We start from the raw sequence: 23954 nt of genomic DNA, 5'->3' as shown, positions 1-23954 counted from the left end.
TTTTTTTATGACTCTAATTTTTTCGCACGTCTTAATAATAAAAGAAAGACAATTATAATGAACCCAATTATAAGGAAGAACCCATATTGTTTTATATAATCAATTATGTCATTCGCACTTGTTGGTTTTTTAACGTGAATGCCGTCTTTATTAGTAGTAATATGAATATCTTTCATTTTTACTTCATTCGTTTCTTTTTGTAAATCAATCCACTCTATGTTTGGAATACTTTCTAGTTCTTTTAATACTTCTTTTAATGGTTCAACGCCCAAGTAAGGATGATAAAATGCACCGATAATTCCATCAGATAGTTTAGTGATAGATAAAGCACGTTCTTTCATTTTTGCTATAGCTTGTGGCTTACCTTCTTCAATAAAGCCAACAGTTTCAGGAATTAATTTCATCCCATGTAAAAATGACGGTGTACTTATATAAGCCGGTGAGTGCATTGATTTCCAAGTTGTATCGTTTAGTTGTATTTGTCCTACATAAGTTGAAAAATATTGTGATAGTATTTCATATCCTTTTTGAGACATTGTATAGTGCGGAGCTTCAAAGGCAACTGGATATAATTTAGCTTCTACAAGCTCTGTAATCCCTTTTTCAATATGATCTTTAATATATTTTTCTTCGAAGGATTTTCCGTTTTCTACGTATTTATTATAGTCTTCTGTAGAATGAAAATCTTCTTTTGTCTTTGATTTTTCATGGTTCGGTTGGCGAATTGGTTGATCTGTTTTTACATCCCAAAATTCAAAACCTTCGCCAGTTTCACTATCATAAAACTGATGTGTGTAACCATGCATAACGATAGAGCCACCATTATCTTGCATAAAGTGTAAAACATCGATTAATTCAGAGTTATCCTTTAAATGTACTGTTTTTCCTGTGTCTGGATCTTTGTAAACAGGGATAACCGTAATCATATAAGGGAGCTTTTTCTCTTTTAGTAATTCAGCGATTTCTTTTAATTGCTTTACATCTACAGCTGGATGAACGTCTTCAAGGCGTAAATAAGCTGAAGTTTTATTTGTTTCAGGTTTTTGTCCGAAATAAGAAAATAACATTTCACCGACGTAATGAGACATCCAATCGAAAAGGTTTGGAGTTGCAACATAATAGGATGTTCCTTGCTGAATGATTAACGGATGAGTTCCATCAGCACTCAAGGCGTAAGCAAGAGTTGTTCCTTTTGTTTCAATTTTCTTCATTAAGCGTTCTTCATGTAATTCATTTTTTAACTGGTTAGTCGGATATTCTATAGTGTGAATTCGTATATCGGTTTCTTTCGAGGTAATGAAAGAAAAGCGATTAGATAATTGTTCAACATTTTGTCCTAAAACTAATATGGGACCTGAGAAGTTTTCTAGAAATTGTTTTGCTGCAATAGAAAAATCTTCTTTTTTCTCTCCGATATAAACAATATGTGTATAAGAAGATGATTCAGTACTTTCCTTTACTTCCTTTAAGCTTTTTACTGTTATATCTTTTGTAAAGTGCCCTAACTGAGTATTAAGGATTTGTACATTGTTTGTAATTTTGTTGTCTTCTGTACTATACAAAACGAGTACTTTTGATTTTGATGATGTTTGTGCAGAGGTATGTATAGGAATGAGTAGTAAAATGCTGAAAAAGATTAGTAGAGTTTTTTTCATTTATTTATGCCCCTATTCTATATATAGAATTCAATTTACAATTATATACAAAAAATAAGTTATAGTCCATGTAAGTTACATTTTTGCACGTATTTACCATATGTTTTTTCGCAAAATCGGTCTAAAGCATGATGATAATATGTATAGTAATTTGCTATGATTGAAAGGTAAGAGAATGATAGAGTGTTGGTAATTGTAAAAGAAAGGCTGAAAGGGGACAAATTTCAGCGGAGAAAGAGGTAGAGGTAGTGAAGAAATTCTTTGTAGGATTTTTAGTTGTTCTTGGAGTGTATTTATATTTCCAAGGAAAGTCTGAAGGAATGGGTAAGCTAATGAATGAGACAAGCTATGTTGATTCAGAAGAAGCAAAACAGATGAAACAAATCATTATAGAGGAAGCAAAGAAAGTAAACCTTCCGGAATGGATACCTCTTACAATTGCCGAACATGAAAGTAGGTTAAATCCAAGAAGTGTTGGAGATAACGGAACTTCATTCGGATTGTTTCAATTACACCGCGGTGGTGGGCTTGCGCCAGATCATTTAACTGATGAAGAGCTGAAAGATCCACGTACAAATGCGCAAATTGCAATGCCGCATTTAATGAAAGGTTATAAGCGCGGGGTGCAAAAAGGTTTGACTGATTTTGCATTACTGAAATATATAGCGAATACATCTGGATGGCCAGGGAATTTAGGACCAGAGTGGACGGATAACAATATGAAGTATAACATCGGATTAGAGGATGTATACTATCGAAATAAAGGTGTAATCAAAGAGTAGGTTTTCTATACCTACTCTGTTTTTTTATGAATAATTTCATCCTTTTCTTTCGTGAAATACTGCGCTAGTTGTATTTTCACATCTTCTAGTTTTGTAGAAACTTGCGGTATTTTATATCCTACATACAACGGTGAAACGACAAACCTAGGAACAACTTTACAAATGATTTTCCTGTTTAAGTGATAGAAGAATAAGTTATAACTACTACATCCTTTATGGAAATCTGTCAGTATGTAACGTACAGTTTGCTGAATACAATTGGCCATTTCATCTATAAATGCAATATCTTCAATGATGATATTAAATTCAGTAAAGCCGATAATAGGACGCTCTGAAATATTGAGTTCAATGCGTTCATTTTTTTGAACAATTACCCCTTGGAAATTTGCTTCCTCAATATTTTCAAGATAGTCTACATGTTTCATTCCGATAATTTGCATATGTGCATGATGCAAACTTCCGCCTGAAAATGGACCATGATTTTTGTATAAAATCACAGAAGTGAATTCTTCATTTTCCTGTAAGTTTAACCAATGGAGAATAGAGAAGCGAATTAGTTTTCTCATATGTTCTTCTGTATATGTTGCGATATGGTCTTCGCAATTATCTGTTTCGATTAGCACGGTTTGAAAGGTATCCTTTAATGTAGGAAATTTATTTTTTAACCAAATAATAGAGCCCTCAGTTGCTAAAATATCCGTTAAATTTTCTCTGTCACAAAAAGGACATGCAGCGCTTCTGTTCCGAATGCTTTCTGGTTTTTGTTTACCGATATCGTTTAAAAAATATAGTTGTTGTGTATCCATTTGTATATGCCCCTTTAAAATATATGTAAAAATCCCGCTTAATACATTCGGGAAAAGGAGAAGGAAATCCTTTAAAGGGAATAGGGAAAAATAAAAGACAAGATATCCTCATTGCAATAGGGTACCTTGTCTTTTATTTTTTCTTTAATAGTGTGTATGGATAATATAGAGCATTTTCATTTTGTTTCTTTTTTCTATTTTTTATTGTGTATAAGGCAATTGCTGTACTTGCGATTACAATAATGGCTTTCTTCATATTCATATACCCCTTTTTATTGTTGGTTTAATTCTTGGCTAACTGCTTTCGCATCAACTAAAGCATGTAAGATCATTTTTACCATGTTCATCATAGTTCTTTCCTCCCTTTTATAGTTCGTTTAGTTCTTTTACAACTGCTTGTCCGTTCACTAATACCTCAAAGATTGCTTTTACGATTTCTTTCATCATGATTGTTTCCTCCTTATTTTTGTCTCTCTTGTTTATATCTTTATTGTATAGGGAGGCATCTTTTCGTACTATCGCTTTCCATTACGTGAACATAACAGTTTTGTAAGATTTGATGTCACTTATTGAAATGTTTAGTCTATCTTCATTATTTTCAGAAAAATGACTATTCAAACATAAATCGGGGAAGTATAATAAAGAAGTAAGTATTAAATTCCGTACGAAAGGAGTGAATGAGATGAAATGTTCTTTAGCTACGCGCGCAAAATTTTTAGATTATATCTATATTTGTCGTGCGATTTTTCATGATGCAGTTGTTAACGGGATACGTATGCCCTTTTTTAACAATTGCATAGTAGCTATTGAACGATAGAAGTCTCTTCACCCATTTTTGATAAACGTGTGAAAAGGGAGCTATTTGGCTTCCTTTTTCTATGACAAAAACCATGGGGAATGTTTCTTTCCCATGGTTTTTTATATTGAAAGGAGTACGGAAAATGACAATTTGTAGTGTAAATAATGTAAAGAAATCTTTTGGTGGAAACATCATATTTGAAAATATATCGCTTGAAATAAAGAATGGAGAACGTATTGGATTAGTTGGTCGTAACGGTAGTGGGAAGACAACTATCTTTCAGCTTCTAACAGGAATGGAGAGTTTGGATGCAGGAGCCATTCATATGAAGAAAGGTACATGCATCGGTCATGTAGCACAAATTCCAAAATTCAATAATGAAATGAATGTATATGATGTATTAAGCTCCGCTTTTAAAAAGGAAAAAGAGTTGGAGATAGAAATGCATGCTTTAGAAAAAAATATGGCAGAAGAACAGGAATCATCTGCTTTACAAAAATTGATGGAGAGATACGGAGTAATTCAAGAAAGGTACGCGTTTCTCGGTGGTTATGAAATAGAAGCGAATATTATGAAGGTAGCAAATGGTCTACAGGTGACGGAACTATTTCGAAGGTCATTTATGGAGATAAGTGGTGGAGAACAAACAAAAGTAAGCCTTGCGTATATGCTATTGCAGAAACCAGATCTACTTTTGTTAGATGAACCAACAAATCATTTGGACTTATTTGCAGTCGAGTGGTTAGAGCAATTTCTAAAAGAATATACAGGAACAGTTATGGTCATTTCGCACGATCGCTATTTCCTTGATGAAGTTGTAACGAAAATTTTTGATTTAGAAGATGGAGAAATTCACGTATATCATACGAACTATTCACAGTTTGTTGAGGAAAAGGAAGAAAGGCTGCTTCAAGAATTTCAAGCGTATCAAGAACAGCAAAAGAAAATAAAGAAAATGAAAGAAGCAATTAAGCGTCTACGTGAATGGGCAAATCAAGCGAATCCGCCGAATGAAGGATTGCATAAGAGAGCGAGAAATATGGAACGTGCATTAGAGCGTATAGAGAAACTAAAGAGACCCATTTTGGATAGAAAACAGATGGGACTTCAGTTTGAAGGGCAAGAGAGAAGCGGGAAAGATGTTGTTGTAATGAAAGAAGTGAGTAAAGGATTTGCTGAACGATCTTTATTTGAGAAAGTAAATTTGCATCTTCGTTTTCAGGAGCGCGCAGCTATCGTTGGACGTAATGGTACAGGAAAAACTACGCTATTAAAACTATTACTAAAAGAAATACAGCAAGATGCTGGAGAAATTCGAATTGGTAGTAGTGTGAAAATCGGTTATTTATCGCAACATGCGTACGGGAATATGAAGAACAATGTATTGGAAGCTTTCAGAGATTGCGTGGCTGTAACAGAGGGAGAAGCAAGACATATATTAGCGCGATTTTTATTTTATGGTCCAGCTGTTTTTAAGAAAGTAACGCAACTTAGCGGCGGAGAAAAAATGAGGTTAAGACTCGCGCAACTTATGTATCAAGATGTTAATTTTCTTATTTTAGATGAACCGACGAATCATCTTGATATTGAATCAAGGGAAGTTTTAGAGGAGGCCCTTGAACAATATAATGGGACTATTTTAGCTGTTTCACATGATCGTTATTTCTTAAATAAGTTATTTGAAAAAACATATTGGATTGATGAGCACAAATTATTTGAGTTTGCAGGGAACTATGCATGGGCTCGTCAAAAGTGGGAAGAAAGAATTGAGAAACAAGTAGCAAAACAGAAGCAGCAACAGCAAGGGAATAAAGTGTTAAAAGTAATGCCTATAAAAAAGAAGGAGTCTAGGAATTTAGAGGAAGTTGAAAACGAGTTAATGCATATAGAAGAAGATATATATGCACTTGAATGTAAAATGGAACATGTAGTTGATGTTGAAATGCTTGAACAATTGTATGAAGAAAAAACGAAAAACGAGTTTTTGCGAGCGGAGTTATATAATGAGTTAGAGAATATTGTGGAGTAAAGAAAATAGAATGAAAAAGAGCAAGTTGTTTTCTCATATTTTTGGGGAGGGCTTGCTCTTTCTAGTATAATGAAAGTAGAAAAATCGGTATAATTTTCTTGTTAATGTGATAAGAGAATGAACTTTAGGTCACTAAAACGTGGGGAGAATTTTATGTTAGGATATGCGCGGATTGCTACAATCGTCATGATTTGCTTAGTTTACGCAAATCATGTTTCACGTGAAACAGAAAATTTACAAATTTTTGTCGGTATTGCACTTTTTATTTATATTGTGAATCATATTTTGCTTGTAAAAGCAAAAGGGAGTAGGAAACTTGTTTTTTATACCTTGCTCACAAACGGTATTGTCACAGCATTATTAGGGTTTTTATTTCCCGAGACATGTTTATATTTAATTATATTTGGAATTGATGCGGTAGGATTATTTATTCATGATTGGCGTAAAAGGATGACTTATTTTTTTATCGCTTTTTTCTTTCTTTGTTGGTTTATAAATATACTACATACGTATCAACATACAGAGAGTCTGGAATTGGAGAGTAATGCAATTAACTTTATGTTTATCATTTTCAGTGCTTTAGCTGGAAACTTAATAAAAAAACTTACAGCTGCGCGGAAAATGGTAGATGAGCAATATGAGGAATTAGCATTATCTCATACAGCTTTAAAAGAAGCACATGAACAATTAAGGCTATATGCCAAAGAGGTAGAGGAATTGACGGCGGTTCGGGAGCGAAATGATATTGCCCGAGAAATTCATGATACCGTGGGTCATAATATGACAGCTTTGCTTGTGCAGTTGCAACTAGCGGAAGCGCTATGGAAGCAAAACTCAGATACGACAGAAACGGTTTTACATACATGTTATGAACTGGCTAGAAAGTCACTTCAAGAAGTAAGAGCTTCTGTTCATGCTTTAAAAGAGGAAAGCAAACTAGGAAACATAGTAGAAAATATGCGTGGAATGTTGAATGAATATTCTAAAATGACGAAAGTACAAGCATCTTTTCGATTGCAAGGAGATCCTGTTACAATTCCATTGTCGCTACATCCTACATTACTTCGTATTATGCAAGAGTCTTTAACAAATGCAAAACGTCACGGGAAAGCGAGTTTATGTGAAGTGAGTTTAACTTGTTCAATGAAACAAGTTAAACTATGTATTTCGGATAATGGTGTGGGAGTCAACGAGGTAAGTCCGGGTTTTGGTTTACTTAATATGAAAGAACGTGTAGAGGAACATGGTGGAACTATTCAATTTGAGAGTGAGATAGAAAAAGGCTTCCAGTTACAGATTGAATTTCCGCTACAGGAGAAAACATGGGTAATAGGGGGAACGGTATGATTCGCATTATGATTGTTGATGATCAATCACTCATTCGCGATGGTTTAGCGATGTTATTAAATTTACGTCCAGAACTTGAAGTAGTGGGAACGGCTACGGATGGAGACGAAGTGATACAAAAAGTGAAAGAGCTACATCCTGAAATTATTTTGATGGATATTCGGATGCCTCGTATGAATGGTGTTGAAGGAACACGTTTAGTTAGAGAACAGTTCCCTCATATAAAGGTTCTTATGTTGACGACATTCAATGATAGTGAGCTTATTTTTGAAGCATTGGAGCAAGGAGCGAGTGGTTATTTATTGAAGGATATGGAGACAGATGCAATCGCGCAAGCAATTTTAACGGTGCATAGTGGCGGGGTTGTGCTTCCTCAGGATATAACAGCGCAAATTATAGAGGAATTAAAAAAGACGAAAGTGGCAGTAGAGTGTAACCCACCAGAACAACTAAAACAATTAACTGAGCGAGAAGTAGATGTTTTAAGAGCAATTGGACTGGGGTTAAATAATAAAGAGATTGCCGAAAAGCTATTTATTACAGAGGGAACTGTTAAGAATCATGTTTCTAATTTGATTAGTAAGCTAGAACTGAGAGATCGAACACAAGCAGCAATATACGCAGTAAGGTATGGCGTCACGATGTACACATGACTTTTGGCATATATAAGTGTGAAAAAGCAGCGGAATTTGCTGCTTTTTTATTTTGTATTTCTATCTTAAGGGTGATGGAGAAGAAAAGAAATTTTTCTACAATGAAAGTGTAGATGAATACAAAGGGGCTGAATCAATATGTTAGTCATAGATCATATTACGAAATCATTTGGCAAGAAGGAAATCGTAAAGAATGTTTCTTTTGAAGTGAAAAAAGGTGAAACATTTGGGTTGCTTGGACCAAACGGAGCAGGGAAATCAACGACGATATCAATGATTTGCGGGTTAATTCCATACGATAGTGGTGATATAAAAGTTGGTGGGAAATCTGTAAAAGAGTATCCATTAGAAGCGAAAAAGAAAATCGGTATTGTCCCGCAAGACATTGCGCTGTATCCGACACTTTCAGCAAAGGAAAATTTAATCTTCTGGGGAAAGATGTATGGTTTAAATGGAAAAGTTGCAAAAGAGCGGGCAGAGGAAGTGTTAGCTTACGTCGGTTTACAGGATCGGGGAAAAGATAAAATTGAAACATTTTCAGGTGGAATGAAAAGGCGTATTAATATTGGTGCAGCACTTATGCACGAACCAGAGTTATTAATTATGGATGAACCGACAGTCGGGATTGATCCGCAATCGAGAAATCATATTTTAGAGACTGTTAAAAAGTTAAATGAAAAAGGTATGACGGTCATTTATACGAGTCATTACATGGAAGAAGTTGAGTATTTATGTGAGCGAATTGCCATCGTTGATCATGGAAAGGTAATTGCACTAGGAACGAAAAGAGAGCTATGTAATCGTCTAACAGATGGGTTTATGGTGAAATTGCAATTAAATCGCTACAGTACGGAACTGCTACAAAAGTTGAAGGCACTACCTGTTGTTGAGCGGATTATTTTTGACGAAGATAGTAGCACGATTGATATTGGACTAAATGGTGGCGAGGCAATTGGCATAGTTGTTTCAGAAGTTGTTGAAAACAAAGCTCAAATTTTAAAACTGGAAGTAAAAGAACCGAATTTAGAGGCACTTTTTTTACAATTAACAGGACGTTCACTTCGTGATTAAGGGGGTTAGTACGAGATGAGAAGTTTCATTATTGCATGGAAAGATTTAAAAATCCGTTTAATTGATCGGCGCGGATTTATGATGATGTTAATTATGCCACTTGTATTAACGGCCATTTTAGGTTCAGCATTAAGTGATGTATTTGAGAGTGGTGGACTACCGAAAACAGTAATTGGCTATTATCAAGAGGGAACGGATGAGTTTGCAGATGTCTTTCAAAAAGATGTATTGCAATCTAAAGAAATAAAAGATGATGTGAAAGTAAAGGTAGTTAATTCTCAGGAAGAGCTTGAAGATATGTTAAAGGGAAAGAAAATCGATGTAGGAATTGTCATCCCAAATAAATGGAGCGAACAAGTACAAGATGGAAAATTAAAAGAACCAAAGGTGCTTATAGACCCATCAAAAGATATACAAGCAAAAATTGCTGAGTCAATGATCCGCTCTTTTTCAGAACGTGTTCAAACAGTCGCAGTATCTACTAAAAGTGTTGTAACAGAATTAGCAAAATCTCAGCAGAGTGATGTAGCACAAGTTGCAAAAGAGGTAAGTGGAAGTCTACAGACGATAGCAACTGCAAGTGTGGGTAACATCCAAAAAGGAACGGTAGGCAAAAAAACAGTTGCAGCGATGCAATATTATGCAGCAGCAATGTTAGTCATGTTTTTACTATATAACATAACAGTAGGTGCAAAGTCAGTTGTAACAGAGCAACGAACTGAAACGTTGGCGCGTTTGTTCAGTACACCGACGAGCTCATTTTCAATTTTATTCGGGAAGTTTTTAGGTACATTACTATTTGCCTGTATACAATTTGGAATATTTATAGTTGCTACACACTTTATGTTTCATGTGGAATGGGGCGCAGATGTGTCTCAAATAGTAGTGTTGGGAATTTCTTATGCAATTTGTGTTTCTGGTTTATCTATGTTAATCGCCGCTTTTATTCGTGAGGAAAAAACGGCAGATTTAATGGGGGGAATCGGTATTCAAATACTAGCTATATTAGGAGGATCAATGTTACCGATTTACGTATTTCCCGATACACTTCAAACAGTTGCGAATATTGCTCCGAATAAATGGGCACTTACGAGCTTCTTAAATATTATGTCGGGAACATCTTGGGATGTGCTATTCCCTGTCATTTTAAGTTTATGTAGTGCAGGAATTATCTCCGTTATGATTGGAACGTTACGTTTACGTACGAGATAGGAGGAGAAATGATGAAGAAAGTTTGGGCGCTTTGTTGGCTAGAATTAAAACAAATTTTAATTAAGCCACAAAGTTATATACTCATGTTTGGAATGCCTATTATTTTTACACTCATATTCGGTGGACTTTTAGGCGGAAGTGGGAATGAGAAAGTAAATATTAGTTTAGTAGATAAAGATGGTTCTGTATTATCTGGCAAGTATTATGAGGAAATAAAGAAAAGTGATTTAATTTCTATAGAAAAGGTAACGTATAGGGAAGGGACACAGAGGATCGAAGATAAGAAAGCGTCTGGTATAATCATCATTCCGAAAGATTTTCAAAAGAGTATGCTAGATGGAAAAGTAGAAAATATCCAATTTCAAGCCAGTGCTGATTTTACGGGTGGAACTTCTGTAGAGCAAGTATTAGCAAGTGCATTAAAAAAGATGGAGATAGAAGTTAGTGCAGCAAGAGATTTTGAGAAGAAAAGTAACACTTCGTGGGAAACGATGTATGAAACAATTTATACAAAAATAGATCCTGTTTCGATTCAAAAAGAATTGATTTTACACGATGATCAAAAGTTAAATAACGTTACAGGGCGAGCGGCAGGTTTTTCAATTCTATTCGTCATGATTGTCATGTTAAGTGCGACGGGAACTATTTTGAAAGCTAGACAACTTGGTGTTTGGTCTCGTTTATTAGGAGCGCCAGTTTCAAAAGTTCAAATACTAGCAGGATATATCCTTTCCTTCTTTTTAATAGGGTGGATTCAATTTGGTGTTTTAATGATATTAACGCATTCATTATTTGATGTGCAGTGGGGAAATTTATTAGGGGTTATTACACTCGTTTCAGTATTGCTATTAGCGGTTATTGGTCTAGCTTTATTATTGGCAAGTATCGTGAAAACAACAGAACAGCAGTCCGCACTAGGGAATATCGTTGTAATTTCAACGTGTATGATTGGTGGTCTTTATTGGCCAATTGAAATTGAGCCTTCATGGATGCAAGCGGCGGCAAATTTTGTTCCGCAAACGTGGGCGATGCGTGGCTTTACTGAGTTAATTGTAAGGGGAGGTACATTAGCAGATATAGGAGGATATATTGGTATACTCATTTTATTTGCAGGAGTATTTTTCGTAATTGGTTTAACAAGAATACGTTATGACTGAAAAAAGAAAGCAGAGTTACAGCTTTACGCGCTGAACTCTGCTTTCTTTTTGTGTGGTATCTTCCCTTGTTGAAATTATAATAGCGATCCCGAGCATAATAAAAAAAGCTAAAAAGAGGACGAACTTTGGGAAGAAAGGGAATAGTAATAACGCCCCGACTATCATGATTGTTAATAGCACATAGTGCAGGACATATTGGAATAGGTTGTCCATATTTTCGCCCCCTTCTTGGTAGTTAATTGTTATTATTCTATGCGGGACTATTAGGTAATAGAATGAATTTTTTGCTAAGTTTATTTAAATTAAAGATTGATCAATAATTTCGAAAGAATTCTCAAAATATTTATATAGAAATAATTGACAAAATATACTGAAAGATATAAGCTAATAACCATAAAGTCTACCGGAAAGGTCGGAATAAGATTGTTACCCCTCAAAAACATCTTTTTTTACGTTTAAAACCGACTTTTCCGATCGGCTATGAAATGTTGCTGTGGGAGGCATACATTAGGCAAGCAGTTCATAAGGTGTAATTATTAAAAAAAAGTTAGGGTGGGGACAATGAAGAAAAAGACAAAAAAATGGGCTGGTGTATTTTCGGTATTACTGAGTAGTTCGCTTGTGTTATCTGCTTGTGGGGGACAGGAGGATACGGCTTCTACAGAACCAGTGCAAAAACAGGATTTAAAAGACTCTAAGATTGAAACAATTCCAGCTACAGATAAGAAGAAAAGTCCAGAAAAAGCAAATCAGCGGAAGGACACTTTTATCACGGCTATTTCTAAGCCAGGAGGCGTTTTCTTACCATATTTCCAAGAGAATGGTTGGGATGGAAACGTAACGTCTGTTATTTTTGCATCATTAGTAACAACAGACAAACAAGGTAAACCTGCTCCAGACCTTGCAGAAAAATGGGATATTTCTGCTGATCAGTTAACATATACATTCCATTTACGTAAAGATTTAAAGTTTAGTGATGGTTCCCCTTTAACAGCGGATGACGTAGCATTCACATTAACACTACTCCATGATAAAGCATATGAAGGTGGGGTGGATATTGCTCAGTATGCCATTAAAGGTGGGAAAGAATATAAAGAAGGAAAAGCAACTTCTATTGAAGGAGTTCAAGTTGTTAACCCACAAACAATTAAAATTATAACTGAAAAAGTTAATTCTCAGGCACTAACTGCTTTAGGTGGGTCAGTGTTATCAAAAGCTTATTATGGAAAAGAATATAAACAAAATACAAGTTTAGACTATTTAAAAGCGTTGTATGGGCAACCAATTGCTGCGGGACCATATAAATTTGAGAAATATGTTCCAGGTCAAGAAGTTCGCTTTGTTGCCAATGAACATTATTATGCAGGAAAACCGAAAATCAAAAACTTTATTTACAAAATAACATCAGGTGATACTGGATTCCAATTATTCCAAACAGGTGAACTAGATTATAGTGGATTTAGAGCAAATCCTGAAAATATAGAACAATTAAAAGGATTAGGTTTTGCGAATATTAATCTCGAGTCTTCTAGTGATATCGCTTATATTTATGTGAATAATAAGAAGCCATATTTGAAAGATAAGAAAGTCCGCCAAGCACTTACTTATGGGTTAGATCGTAAGAAGTATGTTGATACAGCTTTACAAGGATATGGTTCTGTTGCTAACGTACCAATTGCTCCAGTTTCGTGGGCATATACGGAAGAAGGAATTAATAAATATCCATACGATGTAGAAAAGGCTAAAAAATTATTGGATGAAGCTGGTTGGAAAGTAGGTTCTGACGGGGTTCGTGAAAAAGATGGTCAAAAATTAAAATTAACATACTACGCATCAAATACAGGAAAAACAAATGATATCTTTATTCCAATTGCAAAAGAAAGCTACAAAGCAATCGGTGTTGAAATAAATCCAGAGCTAATGGACTTTAATACGATGCTTTCAAAAGTGGGAAAAGGTGACTATGATTTAGCAGCGGTTTCAACACCAGGAATTAGTGATCCAAGTGAAGTGGTAAGTGACTACTTATCAACTAACCCAAAAAGTGATACAGGTTATAGTAATCCGAAAGTTGATGAATTAATTGTAAAAGGCATAGAGACGACAGATATTGAAAAACGTAGAGCAGTTTATAAAGAACTGTATAAAGAGTTAAGCGATGATCCACCGGTTATTTTACTAAACTATCGTAAACTACTTTACGCTCACAATGCACGTATACAAGGCATCAATCCAGAAAAATATGATGGTATTAGTTCTAACTTACCAGTGCTATCAGTTGAAAAATAAAGATTAACTGAAATAATAGAAGACATTTTTTCATACAGCAAGGAATAAACGCTGCTTTGAAAAAATGTTCTTCTATTTTTAAGTAAATAGGATTGGGGAGACAAAAGGTGAAAACATACATCATTCGTAGGTTTCTACAAATGATTCCTACATTGTTTGGTACGTCCATTATTATCTTTTTCTTATTTGCACTCTTGCCAGGTGATTATATTGATTCGAATCCAAAGTTAACACCAGAGAGAGCTCAAGAATTAAGGGAACTGTATGGTTTAAATAAGCCGATTATTGAAAGATACTTTCACTGGCTAGGTAACGCACTGCACGGTGATTTTGGCTTCTCATTACAATATCAAGAACCAGTAACATCATTACTTAATAAGTTCATTTGGAATACATTTATTGTTGCAGTTGCAGCTTTATTTTTCACTTGGATTATTGCTCTTATAATTGGTGTTGTTTCAGCAACAAAACAGCATTCATGGTTTGATAGACTTGTAACAATTGGTGTTTTTGCTGCAATGTCATTCCCATCATTTTTTATAGGATTGTTCTTAATTAAATTATTGGCAGTTGATTTAAATTTATTACCAATTGGCGGCATGATTGATATTGGAAGTAATTCGACAGGTATCACATACATATTGGAAGTATTACGTCATATGATTCTGCCTGTATTTATTTTAACGCTTCTCGGTGTAGGGTCATTAACACGATATTTTAGAACAGGTATGTTGGATGTTGTAAGACAAGACTATATTCGTACTGCACGTGCAAAAGGGTTGAAAGAAAGAAAAGTTATTTATAAGCATGCATTGAAAAATGCAATTTTACCAGCGATTACTTTACTTGCGTTTGAATTACCAGGCTTATTTTCTGGCGCAATTATTATTGAACAAATCTTTAACTGGCCAGGGATTGGAAGTATTCAATTAGAAGCATTGAACTTTCGTGATTATACAGTATTAATGGCATTTACGATGTTTCTTTCTTGTTTAACAATTATGGCGAACTTTTTTGCAGATATTGTATATGGGCTTGTTGATCCACGAATTCGACTGAAGTAAGGGGGGGAAGATATGGAGACTATTACAACAATAAAGAAAAAGAAAGAACCGAAAAAAAGAAACGAATCATCACCATGGCGTCAAGCCTATAAAAAAATAAAGCAAAATAAGTTGGCATTGTTTGGTTTATACATTTTAATATTTATGTTTTTATTTAGTTTCATTGGTCCAATCTTTTCACCATATGCTTCGGGGACAGTACAAGTAACGCAAATCAATAAACCACCTAACCTTTCACATTGGCTCGGAACAGACCAATTAGGACGGGACATTTTAACTAGGCTTATGCAAGCAGGACGTATTTCATTAACAATCGGTTTAGCATCGATGTTACTATCTGTTATACTCGGTGCTCTGTTAGGAGCCATTGCTGGTTTTTATCGTGGCATTGTAGACCATCTAATTATGCGTATTGCAGATGTGTTAATGTCCATTCCAGGATTACCGTTGCTTATTATAATGGGGGCAATTTTATCAGAATGGAAACTACCATCAGAATATCGGTTATATGTCGTAATGATTATTTTAAGTTTAGTAGGATGGCCAGGACTTGCACGCCTCGTACGAGGTCAAATTTTAACGCTGCGGGAGCAAGCATTTATGCAGGCAGCGGACGTCTTGGGATTAAAAGATTCTCGTAAAATTCTCCATCATTTAATTCCAAACGTTTTTCCAATATTAATTGTTGTAGCGACGTTAGGTGTGGCAGGATCTATTTTAAGTGAGTCTGCACTAAGTTACCTAGGACTTGGCGTTGTCCCGCCTACACCATCGTGGGGAAATATGATTAGTGCAGCAAACTCATTAATCGATTTCCAAAAGCGTCCGTGGTTATGGATCCCGCCTGGTTTTGCAATCTTTATAACAGTTGTATCAATTAATATACTTGGCGATGCACTTCGTGATGCATTAGATCCAAAGATGAAGCGGTAGGTGAGAAAGCATGAGTAGAGCAGTAGTAGAGCTAAAGGATTTACAAACACACTTTCAGACGGAAGAAGGTACAGTAAAGGCTGTCAATCATGTTAGCTTTTCAGTTCGAGAAGGTGAAACAGTTTGTGTAGTAGGCGAATCAGGTTGCGGGAAAAGTGTAACGGCTTTATCTATTATGGGACTTATTGCTGAATCTGGCGGCATCGTTGGTGGTGACATTCTTTATGAAGGAAAAAGTCTTTTAGGAATGAAAGAGAAAGAACTTCGTAGTTTAAGAGGAAATGATATCGCGATGATTTTCCAGGAACCGATGACATCACTTAATCCGGTCTTTACTGTTGGAGAGCAAATTGTTGAGACGTTAAGAGAGCATGAACTACTTAGCAAAAACGAAGCATACAAAAAAGCAATTGAATTAATTCGTAAAGTTGGTATTGCTCGTGCTGATGAAATTGTCCATTCTTATCCGCACGAATTAAGCGGTGGTATGTTACAACGTATTATGATTGCTATTGCACTTAGTTGTAATCCAAAGTTATTAATTGCAGATGAACCGACAACAGCTCTAGACGTTACGATTCAAGCGCAAATATTAGACTTACTAAGACAAGTAAAAGAGGAATTTAAAACGTCCATTTTATTAATTACACATGATCTAGGTGTTGTAGCGGAAATGGCTGATTACGTTGTTGTTATGTATGGTGGAAAAGTTATTGAAGAGGCACCGGTACTAGAAATATTTCAAAATCCGAAACATCCATATACGCAAGGGTTGCTGAAATCAAAACCAGTAATGGGGAAACGAACAGAGAAACTTTATTCTATTCCAGGGCAAGTTCCAAATTTAGTTGGCTTAGATGAGTTTTGCTACTTTAGTGGCCGCTGTGAACATTGCATGGAAATATGCAAAAATGAAGCGCCAAATCTTAATGTGCATGACGAGGATCATAAAGTAGCTTGTTGGTTATATGAGGAGCGTGCTGGGCAATGAGTGAACCATTATTAGAAGTGAAGAACTTAAAAACGTATTTTCCGATTAAGGGCGGCGTATTTAGTAGAACGATTGGACATGTGAAAGCGGTAGATGGGGTAAGCTTTACAATTGATAAAGGAGAAGTGTTTGGCCTTGTAGGAGAGTCTGGAAGTGGGAAAACGACGATAGGAAAAACAATTCTCCGTCTCGTTCAAAAAACAGAAGGTGAAGTGAAATTTAAAGGTCAAGATGTTCATGCTTTATCAAATGAGGAGCTGAGAAAGCATCGTCCTAATATGCAGCTCGTCTTTCAAGATCCATTTAGCTCATTAAATCCAAGAATGAGAATTGGAGAAGCGCTTGGTGAGCCAATGTTGGCTCACGGACTAGCGACGAAAGAAAATGTCCGTGCAAAGGTGATAGAAGTATTGGAGTTATGTGGTTTAGCGCCGTATCACATTGACCGGTACCCTCATGAGTTTTCCGGTGGGCAACGTCAGCGTATCGTTATTGCAAGGGCGATGGTATTAGATCCAGAATTTATTGTAGCTGATGAGCCTGTTGCGGCATTAGATGTATCTATTCAAGCGCAAATCATTAATTTGTTTAGTGAATTACAGGAGAAAAAGGGATTATCCTATTTATTCATTTCACATGATTTAAGTGTTGTGGAGCACTTATGTACGAAAATTGGAATTATGTATTTAGGAACTATTGTCGAAACAGCACCACGTGATGAGTTATTTGCGAATCCGCTTCATCCATATACAAAAGCATTGTTATCAGCAGTGCCAATACCGGATCCAACAGTTAAGCGAGAACGGATTATTTTAGAAGGGGATATTCCAAGTCCTGCAAATCCACCATCAGGTTGCCGTTTTCATACACGTTGCCCCTTTGCTACAGATATTTGTAAAACGAATGTACCAGAATTCCGTAATTTGGGTGAAGATCATTTTGTTGCTTGTCATCATGTGTAAAAGAAAAGGACTCTTTCAAAATGTGAAAGAGTCCTTTTTTTACCCCGCATTAACGGGCAGTAAGACTCCCACCTGAAAATTCGACACATGCGGGGAAGTTAGGTGGGAGATTAACTGCCCGTAAAAGCCCGATTGGTTCAACTAATAATCAGAGGAACCCCACCTCTGATTAAAGTTGAACTTTATTTACTAGATGAAGTTTGTTTCAATACAAATTGCTCGATTGCATGAGCAACACCATGTTCATTGTTTGTTAATGTTACAACGTCACATAGTTTTTTGACATCTTCTTCGGCATTTCCCATTGCAACTGATAAGCCAGCTACTTGTAGCATTGGCACATCATTAAAGTTGTCACCGATTGCAACAGTATCTTCAATTGGTATATTGAAATAAGCTGCCATTTCTTGTAGGCCGTTCCCTTTATGACCATGCTTATCCATAATTTCTACATTAGTAGGAGCTGATGCGGTAACTGAAATGTCCGTATCTTCTTGTAAAGTTTGCAATAGCTGCGAACGATGAGCAGCATTAAATGTCAAAATAAAGAATTTAGATATTTCTAATTCTGGATTATTTACGACATCTTCTATTTTTTGGAAATCAGTAATTAAGTTAGATTTCTTTTGTTTTTCTGTAATTCTTTCAAGTTCCTCAAGTGTAACATCTAGTGTATGTTTATTTTCTTCGAATGCCTGCATAACTTGACCTTGCCATGTATAAGGAGAATAAACCCCTTTATTTGTGTACAACTTATATGGAAAACCTTCAGATTCTAGTAATTTTGCAAGCTTGTATACTTTATCATTTTGTAAACAACGCGAGTTAATTACTTTTCCGTCCACATAAACAATTGCCCCATTGCTTGCTCCAACTGGAAGAGATAGTTTATATTCTTCCAATAATTTCAAAGCATCCTCTTTCGCGCGGCCAGAACAAATCATTACAATATGACCAGCCTCTTTTGCGGTTTGGATAGCTTGTAAGTTCTCTTTGGAGATTTCAAGATTAGATGATAGTAGTGTACCATCCATATCTAGTGCGATTAATTTCAAAATGACCACCTCTTTGTTTCCATTATACATAGTTATATAGAGGAAACATATAAACTTATCTTGGAAAGATAGTATTTTATCCCGCATTAATTTCTAGTAAAAGTGCGATTGGTGAGGGGAATAATTAGTAGGGAATGAAACTCTCGTTGATTAAAGTTTCACTTTGGTTTTTAACAAAATAGAGATGAATAATATTATATTTCGCTTTATGACCTTAATGTTACACTAGTGTTACAAATGTGATTGTAGTAGAAAACGCATTAAAACAAGGTTTTTGAGTGTTTATTAAAAAAAACGTAAAAAAAGTGTAATAAAATTTACGTAATTATATTGCAACGTAATAATAGTTATGTTACATTAGTGTTACAAACGTTACGTAATTAATTTCAATGTAACGTTAACATGAAAACTATGAACTAATCATTTCTTAGTAATTACATATAGATAACTTATAAAAAAGGAGAATGAATGATATGAACAACGAGCAAGTATTAAACGTAACAAAAGGTGACTTCTTAGGATCAGCAAGTGGAGCAGTAGTATTAACAGCATTAATCGTATTTCTATCAAGCGTATTAGTATAATAGAAGTTTTGTAACAAAAGATAAATGAAGGGAGAATGAAAGATATGAAAGAGCAAGTATTACAAGTAACAAAAGGTGATTTCGTAGGATCAGCAAGTGGAGCGGTAGTATTAACAGCATTAATCGTATTTCTATCAAGCGTATTAGTATAATAGAAGTTTTGTAACAAAAGATAAATGAAGGGAGAATGAAAGATATGAAAGAGCAAGTATTACAAGTAACAAAAGGTGACTTCGTAGGATCAGCAAGTGGAGCGGTAGTATTAACAGCATTAATCGTATTTCTATCAAGCGTATTAGTATAATAGAAGTTTTGTAACAAAAGATAAATGAAGGGAGAATGAAAGATATGAAAGAGCAAGTATTACAAGTAACAAAAGGTGATTTCTTAGGATCAGCAAGCGGAGCAGTAGTATTAACAGCATTAATCGTATTTCTATCAAGTGTATTAGTATAATAAAAGTTTTAAATTGTACAAAATGAAAGGAGAATGAGGAATATGAACAGTGAACAAGTGTTACAAGTAACAAAAACAGATTTATTAGGATCATTAGGCGGAGCGGTAATATTAACATCATTTATTCTATTCCTTGCAAATATATTAGTATGAAAAATATAAATACAATCATTCAAAAAAAATAAAGACTCTAACGTATTAGTAAGTAGTTAATATGTTGGAGTCTTTTTTGTTTTCCTCTCATATAAACCCTCAAGTATTAATAATATCCCCTTATCTCGCTATTTGCGGACAGTAAGACTCCTACCTCAAAAAAGGAGTTAGGTAGGAGTCGGGCTAATAATCAGTGGAGAATGAACAAAACCCCCACCGATTAAAGTTTCACTTTATTTTAAAGAGAAAAAAGTCGAATTTTATATGTAAGAAAAAAAGAGGAATTTGACAGAAAAGATAGAAAATTTTAAAGGTCAGAATTTGTTAGCTTGCTAACTAATTTCTATTAATTGATATTGGAAGCGTTTTCGGTTGGTTTTAAGTATGGACCATTTAATCTATTTACAGGGGGATGAAGATATTATGAAACAAAAATCTATGGATACGCTAGCTGCACAAATGGAGGACTTTTTTCCGGTACGTGATGTAGATCATTTGGAATTTTACGTAGGGAATGCAAAGCAATCAAGTTATTATCTTGCGAGAGCGTTTGGATTCAAAATTGTAGCTTATTCTGGATTAGAAACAGGAAACCGTGAAAAGGTATCTTATGTTCTTGTGCAAAAAAATATGCGTTTTGTTGTGTCTGGAGCTTTAAGTAGTGATAGTCGTATTGCAGAGTTTGTAAAGACTCATGGTGATGGAGTGAAAGATGTGGCTTTACTTGTTGATGATGTTGATAAAGCATACTCTGAAGCTGTAAAACGTGGCGCTGTTGCGATTGCTCCTCCTGAAGAGTTAACAGATGAGGACGGTACATTGAAAAAAGCGGTTATTGGTACGTATGGTGATACAATTCACACGCTTGTAGAGCGTAAAAATTATAAAGGAACATTTATGCCAGGATTCCAAAAGGTTGAGTTTAATATTCCATTTGAAGAGTCTGGTTTAATTGCTGTAGACCATGTAGTTGGTAACGTTGAGAAAATGGAAGAGTGGGTTAGTTATTACGAGAATGTTATGGGCTTTAAACAAATGATCCATTTCGACGATGATGATATTAGTACAGAGTATTCGGCATTAATGTCAAAAGTTATGACGAATGGAAGCCGTATTAAGTTTCCGATTAATGAACCAGCGGATGGAAAAAGAAAATCACAAATTCAAGAATATCTAGAGTTCTATAACGGAGCAGGTGTACAGCATCTCGCTTTATTAACAAGTGATATTGTAAAAACAATTGAAGTACTTCGTGCAAATGGCGTGGAGTTTTTAGATACGCCAGATACGTATTACGATGAGTTAACAGCACGAGTGGGGAAAATTGATGAAGAAATTGATAGATTAAAAGAATTGAAGATTCTAGTAGACCGTGACGAAGAAGGTTATTTATTACAAATCTTTACGAAACCAATTGTAGATCGTCCAACTCTATTTATTGAAATCATCCAACGTAAAGGTTCTCGTGGATTTGGCGAAGGGAACTTTAAAGCGTTATTCGAATCAATTGAAAGAGAACAAGAGCGTCGCGGAAATTTATAAAATTTGTATCCACCAGCAAGAGTTCCTTTGTTGGTGGAAATTTCATTTTCATAGGGAGGAATCACGATGAAATTTGTTACATTTCGTCTCCCATCGAAAGAAATGCGAGCTGGATGGCTTGAAGGTGACAAAGTAATCGATATGAATCTTGCGAGTGATGGACAATTACCTTCTTCTATGTTCGGCTTTTTAGAGAAAGCAGATGAGTATGTAGAAGTATTGCGTAATATTAAGAATCCTGAAAAGGGTATATATTCCTTAGAGGAAGTTCAATTAGCAGCGGCAATTCCTAATCCGAGTAGCATTCGAGATTTTTATGCATTTGAGCAGCATGTAAAAACAGCTCGCGGACGAAGAGGGCTAGATGTTGTACCTGAATGGTATGATATCCCGGTTTTTTATTTTACGAACCACCGTGCTGTTATTGGACCAGATGATTTTGTTATTGGTCCGAAGAAGTCTAAAAAGCTTGATTATGAGTTAGAGATTGCTTGCGTAATTGGGAAAGAAGGACGAAACATTTCTCGTGAACGAGCAGAGGAATATATTTTTGGTTACTGCATTATGAACGACTGGAGTGCAAGGGACTTACAAGCAACAGAAATGAAAGTGGGACTCGGTCCAGCGAAAGGAAAAGATTTTGCAACTTCATTAGGAGCGTATCTCGTTACGAAAGAGGAATTAGACGTTTATCGTAACGGTGATCGTTATGATTTAGAGATGACTGCTCATGTAAATGGAAAGATATTATCAAAGGGAAACTTCCAAGATATTTACTATACATTTGCTGAAATGATTGAACGTGCTTCGGAAGATGTTACGTTATATCCAGGGGATGTTATCGGGTCTGGTACAGTGGGAACGGGCTGTATTTTGGAGCTTGGTACGGAAGAGTGGCTGCAAGATGGAGATGTTGTAGAGCTGTCGATTACGGGTTTAGGTACGTTACGTAATACGGTCAAAAAAGAAATGGAAGCAGGTGATGGGCATGTTTTATCGTCACATGGGGGAGCTACCTCATAAACGACATGTACAATTTCGTAAAAAAGATGGATCGCTTTATCGTGAGCAGGTAATGGGGACAAAAGGTTTCTCTGGTACCCAGTCTATTTTGTATCATCATTATATGCCAACAGAAGTAGGGCATGCGGCATTATCGCATTCTTGTCAGTTACAGTATGAAGAGGATGTTACTCTTGCTCATCGCCACTTCCGTACGAAAGAAAATAAAAAAACTGGTGATGCAGTAAGCGGAAGAAACTTTATGCTTGGGAATGAGGATTTATTAATTGGAGTAGTGAGTCCAACAGAAAAAATGGATTATTTTTACCGTAATGGTGATGGCGATGAAATGTTATTTGTTCATTATGGAACAGGAAAAATTGAAACGATGTTTGGAACGATTCACTATAGAAAAGGTGATTATGTAACAATTCCAATTGGAACGATTTATCGTGTTATTCCAGATGAGGGAGAGACTAAGTTTCTTGTTGTAGAGGCAAATAGCCAAATTACAACACCAAGTCGCTATCGCAATGAATATGGGCAATTGTTAGAACATAGTCCGTTTTGTGAAAGAGATATGCGTGGACCGGAGAAATTGGAGACATATGATGAAAAAGGTGAGTTTGTCGTAATGACAAAGTCGAGAGGTTATATGCACAAGCATGTGTTAGGGCACCATCCGTTAGATGTTGTTGGATGGGATGGGTATTTATATCCGTGGGTCTTTAATGTGGAGGATTTTGAACCAATTACAGGTCGTATTCATCAGCCACCACCAGTACATCAAACATTCGAAGGGCATAATTTCGTCATTTGCTCTTTCGTACCGCGTTTATACGATTATCATCCAGAATCTATTCCGGCACCATATTATCATAGTAATGTGAATAGTGATGAGGTACTGTACTATGTAGAAGGTAATTTTATGAGCCGAAAAGGTGTAGAAGAAGGTTCAATTACGCTTCATCCAAGCGGGATCCCGCATGGGCCACATCCAGGGAAAACAGAAGCGAGTATAGGGAAGAAAGAGACACTTGAACTGGCTGTTATGATAGATACATTCCGTCCGCTTCGTATTGTAAAACAAGCACATGAGACGGAAGATGAAAAATATATGTATAGCTGGATTGAAGAGGGTTCATATACTGCGAAATAAGTAAAAAGAGGCATGCTCACTACGGGAGCATGCCTCTTTTATGGAATCGACATGTATAATAATACTAAAAAAAGTTATGAAAATATATATAGATATGATTGTCTGAATCTTTTTATCAAAAGGATGATAAGAGTATAGTATGTATCTCGATAGTTTTCTGTTTATTTCGACAAAAGTATTGACTAAAAAACATGCCGTGGGTAAAATGAAAAAAGTAAATTAAATTTTCAGAAAACTAAAATCATGGAGGAGC

26 protein-coding genes are annotated in these 23954 nt (G+C 35.6%); 21 read left to right on the top strand and 5 right to left on the bottom strand.

Going from position 1 to position 23954, the window contains the following annotated elements:
* Positions 1–5 precede the first annotated feature (5 nt).
* On the bottom strand, positions 6–1655 hold the full coding sequence (locus tag ABH957_RS26585; RefSeq protein WP_404512557.1) for a DUF2334 domain-containing protein: 1650 nt from the start codon (positions 1653–1655) through the stop codon (positions 6–8).
* Positions 1656–1903: 248 nt separating this feature from the next.
* On the opposite strand from ABH957_RS26585, the gene ABH957_RS26580 reads away from it, so the two are divergent.
* Positions 1904–2437 (top strand): transglycosylase SLT domain-containing protein, encoded by a 534-nt coding sequence (locus ABH957_RS26580; RefSeq protein ID WP_000713256.1) that lies wholly within the window; start codon positions 1904–1906, stop codon positions 2435–2437.
* Positions 2438–2448: 11 nt separating this feature from the next.
* On the opposite strand, the gene ABH957_RS26575 is transcribed toward ABH957_RS26580, so the two are convergent.
* Complete coding sequence (locus ABH957_RS26575; protein ID WP_404512555.1) at positions 2449–3243, bottom strand: DUF4931 domain-containing protein; 795 nt, start codon at positions 3241–3243, stop codon at positions 2449–2451.
* Between the two features lie 133 nt (positions 3244–3376).
* On the bottom strand, positions 3377–3505 hold the full coding sequence (locus tag ABH957_RS26570; RefSeq protein ID WP_002029408.1) for a hypothetical protein: 129 nt from the start codon (positions 3503–3505) through the stop codon (positions 3377–3379).
* Positions 3506–3925: 420 nt separating this feature from the next.
* On the opposite strand from ABH957_RS26570, the gene ABH957_RS26565 reads away from it, so the two are divergent.
* From ABH957_RS26565 to ABH957_RS26535, 7 genes are all read left to right on the top strand, one after another.
* On the top strand, positions 3926–4060 hold the full coding sequence (locus ABH957_RS26565; protein ID WP_000650295.1) for an RAxF-45 family protein: 135 nt from the start codon (positions 3926–3928) through the stop codon (positions 4058–4060).
* A 124-nt stretch (positions 4061–4184) separates the two neighbouring features.
* Positions 4185–6071 (top strand): ribosomal protection-like ABC-F family protein, encoded by a 1887-nt coding sequence (abc-f, locus tag ABH957_RS26560; RefSeq protein ID WP_404512553.1) that lies wholly within the window; start codon positions 4185–4187, stop codon positions 6069–6071.
* Between the two features lie 153 nt (positions 6072–6224).
* Entirely contained in the window at positions 6225–7418 is a 1194-nt protein-coding gene (locus tag ABH957_RS26555; protein ID WP_078185466.1) for a sensor histidine kinase, read from the top strand.
* Complete coding sequence (locus ABH957_RS26550) at positions 7415–8071, top strand: response regulator (RefSeq protein ID WP_063218196.1); 657 nt, start codon at positions 7415–7417, stop codon at positions 8069–8071. The genes ABH957_RS26555 and ABH957_RS26550 overlap by 4 nt, the downstream gene beginning before the upstream one ends.
* Positions 8072–8209: 138 nt before the next feature.
* Positions 8210–9142 (top strand): ABC transporter ATP-binding protein, encoded by a 933-nt coding sequence (locus ABH957_RS26545; RefSeq protein WP_000960163.1) that lies wholly within the window; start codon positions 8210–8212, stop codon positions 9140–9142.
* A 15-nt stretch (positions 9143–9157) separates the two neighbouring features.
* The gene (locus ABH957_RS26540) at positions 9158–10354 is read left to right on the top strand and encodes an ABC transporter permease (protein WP_404512551.1); all 1197 of its coding nucleotides are present in this window, start codon (positions 9158–9160) and stop codon (positions 10352–10354) included.
* A gap of 11 nt (positions 10355–10365) precedes the next feature.
* Positions 10366–11511 carry an ABC transporter permease gene (locus ABH957_RS26535; protein WP_002124789.1) on the top strand — a complete coding sequence of 382 codons (1146 nt, stop codon included), beginning with the start codon at positions 10366–10368 and terminating at the stop codon, positions 11509–11511.
* Positions 11512–11526: 15 nt separating this feature from the next.
* On the opposite strand, the gene ABH957_RS26530 is transcribed toward ABH957_RS26535, so the two are convergent.
* A complete protein-coding gene (locus tag ABH957_RS26530) occupies positions 11527–11724 on the bottom strand; it encodes a hypothetical protein (RefSeq protein WP_000369259.1) in 198 nt (65 codons plus the stop codon).
* Positions 11725–12072: 348 nt separating this feature from the next.
* On the opposite strand from ABH957_RS26530, the gene ABH957_RS26525 reads away from it, so the two are divergent.
* From ABH957_RS26525 to ABH957_RS26505, 5 genes are all read left to right on the top strand, one after another.
* On the top strand, positions 12073–13800 hold the full coding sequence (locus ABH957_RS26525) for an ABC transporter substrate-binding protein (protein ID WP_404449373.1): 1728 nt from the start codon (positions 12073–12075) through the stop codon (positions 13798–13800).
* 107 nt (positions 13801–13907) lie between these two features.
* The gene (locus ABH957_RS26520) at positions 13908–14864 is read left to right on the top strand and encodes an ABC transporter permease (protein ID WP_061689743.1); all 957 of its coding nucleotides are present in this window, start codon (positions 13908–13910) and stop codon (positions 14862–14864) included.
* 12 nt (positions 14865–14876) lie between these two features.
* Positions 14877–15797, top strand: a complete 921-nt coding sequence (gene opp4C / locus ABH957_RS26515) for an oligopeptide ABC transporter permease (RefSeq protein ID WP_242311472.1) — start codon at positions 14877–14879, stop codon at positions 15795–15797.
* A 10-nt stretch (positions 15798–15807) separates the two neighbouring features.
* Positions 15808–16788, top strand: a complete 981-nt coding sequence (locus tag ABH957_RS26510) for an ABC transporter ATP-binding protein (RefSeq protein WP_404449378.1) — start codon at positions 15808–15810, stop codon at positions 16786–16788.
* Positions 16785–17750 (top strand): ABC transporter ATP-binding protein, encoded by a 966-nt coding sequence (locus ABH957_RS26505; protein WP_404449380.1) that lies wholly within the window; start codon positions 16785–16787, stop codon positions 17748–17750. The genes ABH957_RS26510 and ABH957_RS26505 overlap by 4 nt, the downstream gene beginning before the upstream one ends.
* A gap of 182 nt (positions 17751–17932) precedes the next feature.
* Here the strand turns inward: ABH957_RS26505 and ABH957_RS26500 are convergent, their stop codons facing one another.
* Complete coding sequence (locus ABH957_RS26500; protein WP_071744529.1) at positions 17933–18805, bottom strand: Cof-type HAD-IIB family hydrolase; 873 nt, start codon at positions 18803–18805, stop codon at positions 17933–17935.
* 473 nt (positions 18806–19278) lie between these two features.
* On the opposite strand from ABH957_RS26500, the gene ABH957_RS26495 reads away from it, so the two are divergent.
* The 8 genes from ABH957_RS26495 (at position 19279) to ABH957_RS26460 (ending at position 23701) form a co-directional block, all read left to right on the top strand.
* Positions 19279–19389, top strand: coding sequence for a DUF3948 family protein (locus tag ABH957_RS26495; protein ID WP_001058532.1), 111 nt, complete (start codon positions 19279–19281; stop codon positions 19387–19389).
* 35 nt (positions 19390–19424) lie between these two features.
* The gene (locus tag ABH957_RS26490) at positions 19425–19541 is read left to right on the top strand and encodes a DUF3948 family protein (protein ID WP_000654250.1); all 117 of its coding nucleotides are present in this window, start codon (positions 19425–19427) and stop codon (positions 19539–19541) included.
* 35 nt (positions 19542–19576) lie between these two features.
* On the top strand, positions 19577–19693 hold the full coding sequence (locus tag ABH957_RS26485) for a DUF3948 family protein (RefSeq protein WP_000654250.1): 117 nt from the start codon (positions 19577–19579) through the stop codon (positions 19691–19693).
* Positions 19694–19728: 35 nt separating this feature from the next.
* Positions 19729–19845 carry a DUF3948 family protein gene (locus tag ABH957_RS26480; RefSeq protein ID WP_002029425.1) on the top strand — a complete coding sequence of 39 codons (117 nt, stop codon included), beginning with the start codon at positions 19729–19731 and terminating at the stop codon, positions 19843–19845.
* A gap of 42 nt (positions 19846–19887) precedes the next feature.
* Complete coding sequence (locus ABH957_RS26475) at positions 19888–19998, top strand: DUF3948 family protein (RefSeq protein ID WP_001083697.1); 111 nt, start codon at positions 19888–19890, stop codon at positions 19996–19998.
* A 423-nt stretch (positions 19999–20421) separates the two neighbouring features.
* Positions 20422–21540, top strand: a complete 1119-nt coding sequence (hppD, locus tag ABH957_RS26470; protein WP_000810917.1) for a 4-hydroxyphenylpyruvate dioxygenase — start codon at positions 20422–20424, stop codon at positions 21538–21540.
* Positions 21541–21606: 66 nt separating this feature from the next.
* Entirely contained in the window at positions 21607–22563 is a 957-nt protein-coding gene (locus tag ABH957_RS26465) for a fumarylacetoacetate hydrolase family protein (protein ID WP_404512549.1), read from the top strand.
* The gene (locus ABH957_RS26460; protein WP_113938346.1) at positions 22529–23701 is read left to right on the top strand and encodes a homogentisate 1,2-dioxygenase; all 1173 of its coding nucleotides are present in this window, start codon (positions 22529–22531) and stop codon (positions 23699–23701) included. Before ABH957_RS26465 ends, ABH957_RS26460 begins: the two co-directional genes overlap by 35 nt.
* Positions 23702–23954 lie beyond the last annotated feature (253 nt).

Origin of the sequence: Bacillus sp. RC242 (assembly GCF_044908245.1) — a bacterium.
Taxonomy (GTDB): domain Bacteria; phylum Bacillota; class Bacilli; order Bacillales; family Bacillaceae_G; genus Bacillus_A; species Bacillus_A mycoides.
The sequence above is the reverse complement of the archived record's forward strand: the minus strand, read 5'-3'. Positions and strand labels throughout refer to the sequence as shown.

Coding starts and splice junctions, on each gene's coding strand:
- ABH957_RS26585 (WP_404512557.1), bottom strand. CDS start 1,655: ATGAAAAAAACTCTACTAATCTTTTTCAGCATTTTACTACTCATTCCT.
- ABH957_RS26575 (WP_404512555.1), bottom strand. CDS start 3,243: ATGGATACACAACAACTATATTTTTTAAACGATATCGGTAAACAAAAA.
- ABH957_RS26570 (WP_002029408.1), bottom strand. CDS start 3,505: ATGAATATGAAGAAAGCCATTATTGTAATCGCAAGTACAGCAATTGCC.
- ABH957_RS26565 (WP_000650295.1), top strand. CDS start 3,926: ATGAAATGTTCTTTAGCTACGCGCGCAAAATTTTTAGATTATATCTAT.
- abc-f (WP_404512553.1), top strand. CDS start 4,185: ATGACAATTTGTAGTGTAAATAATGTAAAGAAATCTTTTGGTGGAAAC.
- ABH957_RS26555 (WP_078185466.1), top strand. CDS start 6,225: ATGTTAGGATATGCGCGGATTGCTACAATCGTCATGATTTGCTTAGTT.
- ABH957_RS26550 (WP_063218196.1), top strand. CDS start 7,415: ATGATTCGCATTATGATTGTTGATGATCAATCACTCATTCGCGATGGT.
- ABH957_RS26545 (WP_000960163.1), top strand. CDS start 8,210: ATGTTAGTCATAGATCATATTACGAAATCATTTGGCAAGAAGGAAATC.
- ABH957_RS26540 (WP_404512551.1), top strand. CDS start 9,158: ATGAGAAGTTTCATTATTGCATGGAAAGATTTAAAAATCCGTTTAATT.
- ABH957_RS26535 (WP_002124789.1), top strand. CDS start 10,366: ATGAAGAAAGTTTGGGCGCTTTGTTGGCTAGAATTAAAACAAATTTTA.
- ABH957_RS26530 (WP_000369259.1), bottom strand. CDS start 11,724: ATGGACAACCTATTCCAATATGTCCTGCACTATGTGCTATTAACAATC.
- ABH957_RS26525 (WP_404449373.1), top strand. CDS start 12,073: ATGAAGAAAAAGACAAAAAAATGGGCTGGTGTATTTTCGGTATTACTG.
- opp4C (WP_242311472.1), top strand. CDS start 14,877: ATGGAGACTATTACAACAATAAAGAAAAAGAAAGAACCGAAAAAAAGA.
- ABH957_RS26510 (WP_404449378.1), top strand. CDS start 15,808: ATGAGTAGAGCAGTAGTAGAGCTAAAGGATTTACAAACACACTTTCAG.
- ABH957_RS26505 (WP_404449380.1), top strand. CDS start 16,785: ATGAGTGAACCATTATTAGAAGTGAAGAACTTAAAAACGTATTTTCCG.
- ABH957_RS26495 (WP_001058532.1), top strand. CDS start 19,279: ATGAACAACGAGCAAGTATTAAACGTAACAAAAGGTGACTTCTTAGGA.
- ABH957_RS26490 (WP_000654250.1), top strand. CDS start 19,425: ATGAAAGATATGAAAGAGCAAGTATTACAAGTAACAAAAGGTGATTTC.
- ABH957_RS26485 (WP_000654250.1), top strand. CDS start 19,577: ATGAAAGATATGAAAGAGCAAGTATTACAAGTAACAAAAGGTGACTTC.
- ABH957_RS26480 (WP_002029425.1), top strand. CDS start 19,729: ATGAAAGATATGAAAGAGCAAGTATTACAAGTAACAAAAGGTGATTTC.
- ABH957_RS26475 (WP_001083697.1), top strand. CDS start 19,888: ATGAACAGTGAACAAGTGTTACAAGTAACAAAAACAGATTTATTAGGA.
- hppD (WP_000810917.1), top strand. CDS start 20,422: ATGAAACAAAAATCTATGGATACGCTAGCTGCACAAATGGAGGACTTT.
- ABH957_RS26465 (WP_404512549.1), top strand. CDS start 21,607: ATGAAATTTGTTACATTTCGTCTCCCATCGAAAGAAATGCGAGCTGGA.
- ABH957_RS26460 (WP_113938346.1), top strand. CDS start 22,529: ATGTTTTATCGTCACATGGGGGAGCTACCTCATAAACGACATGTACAA.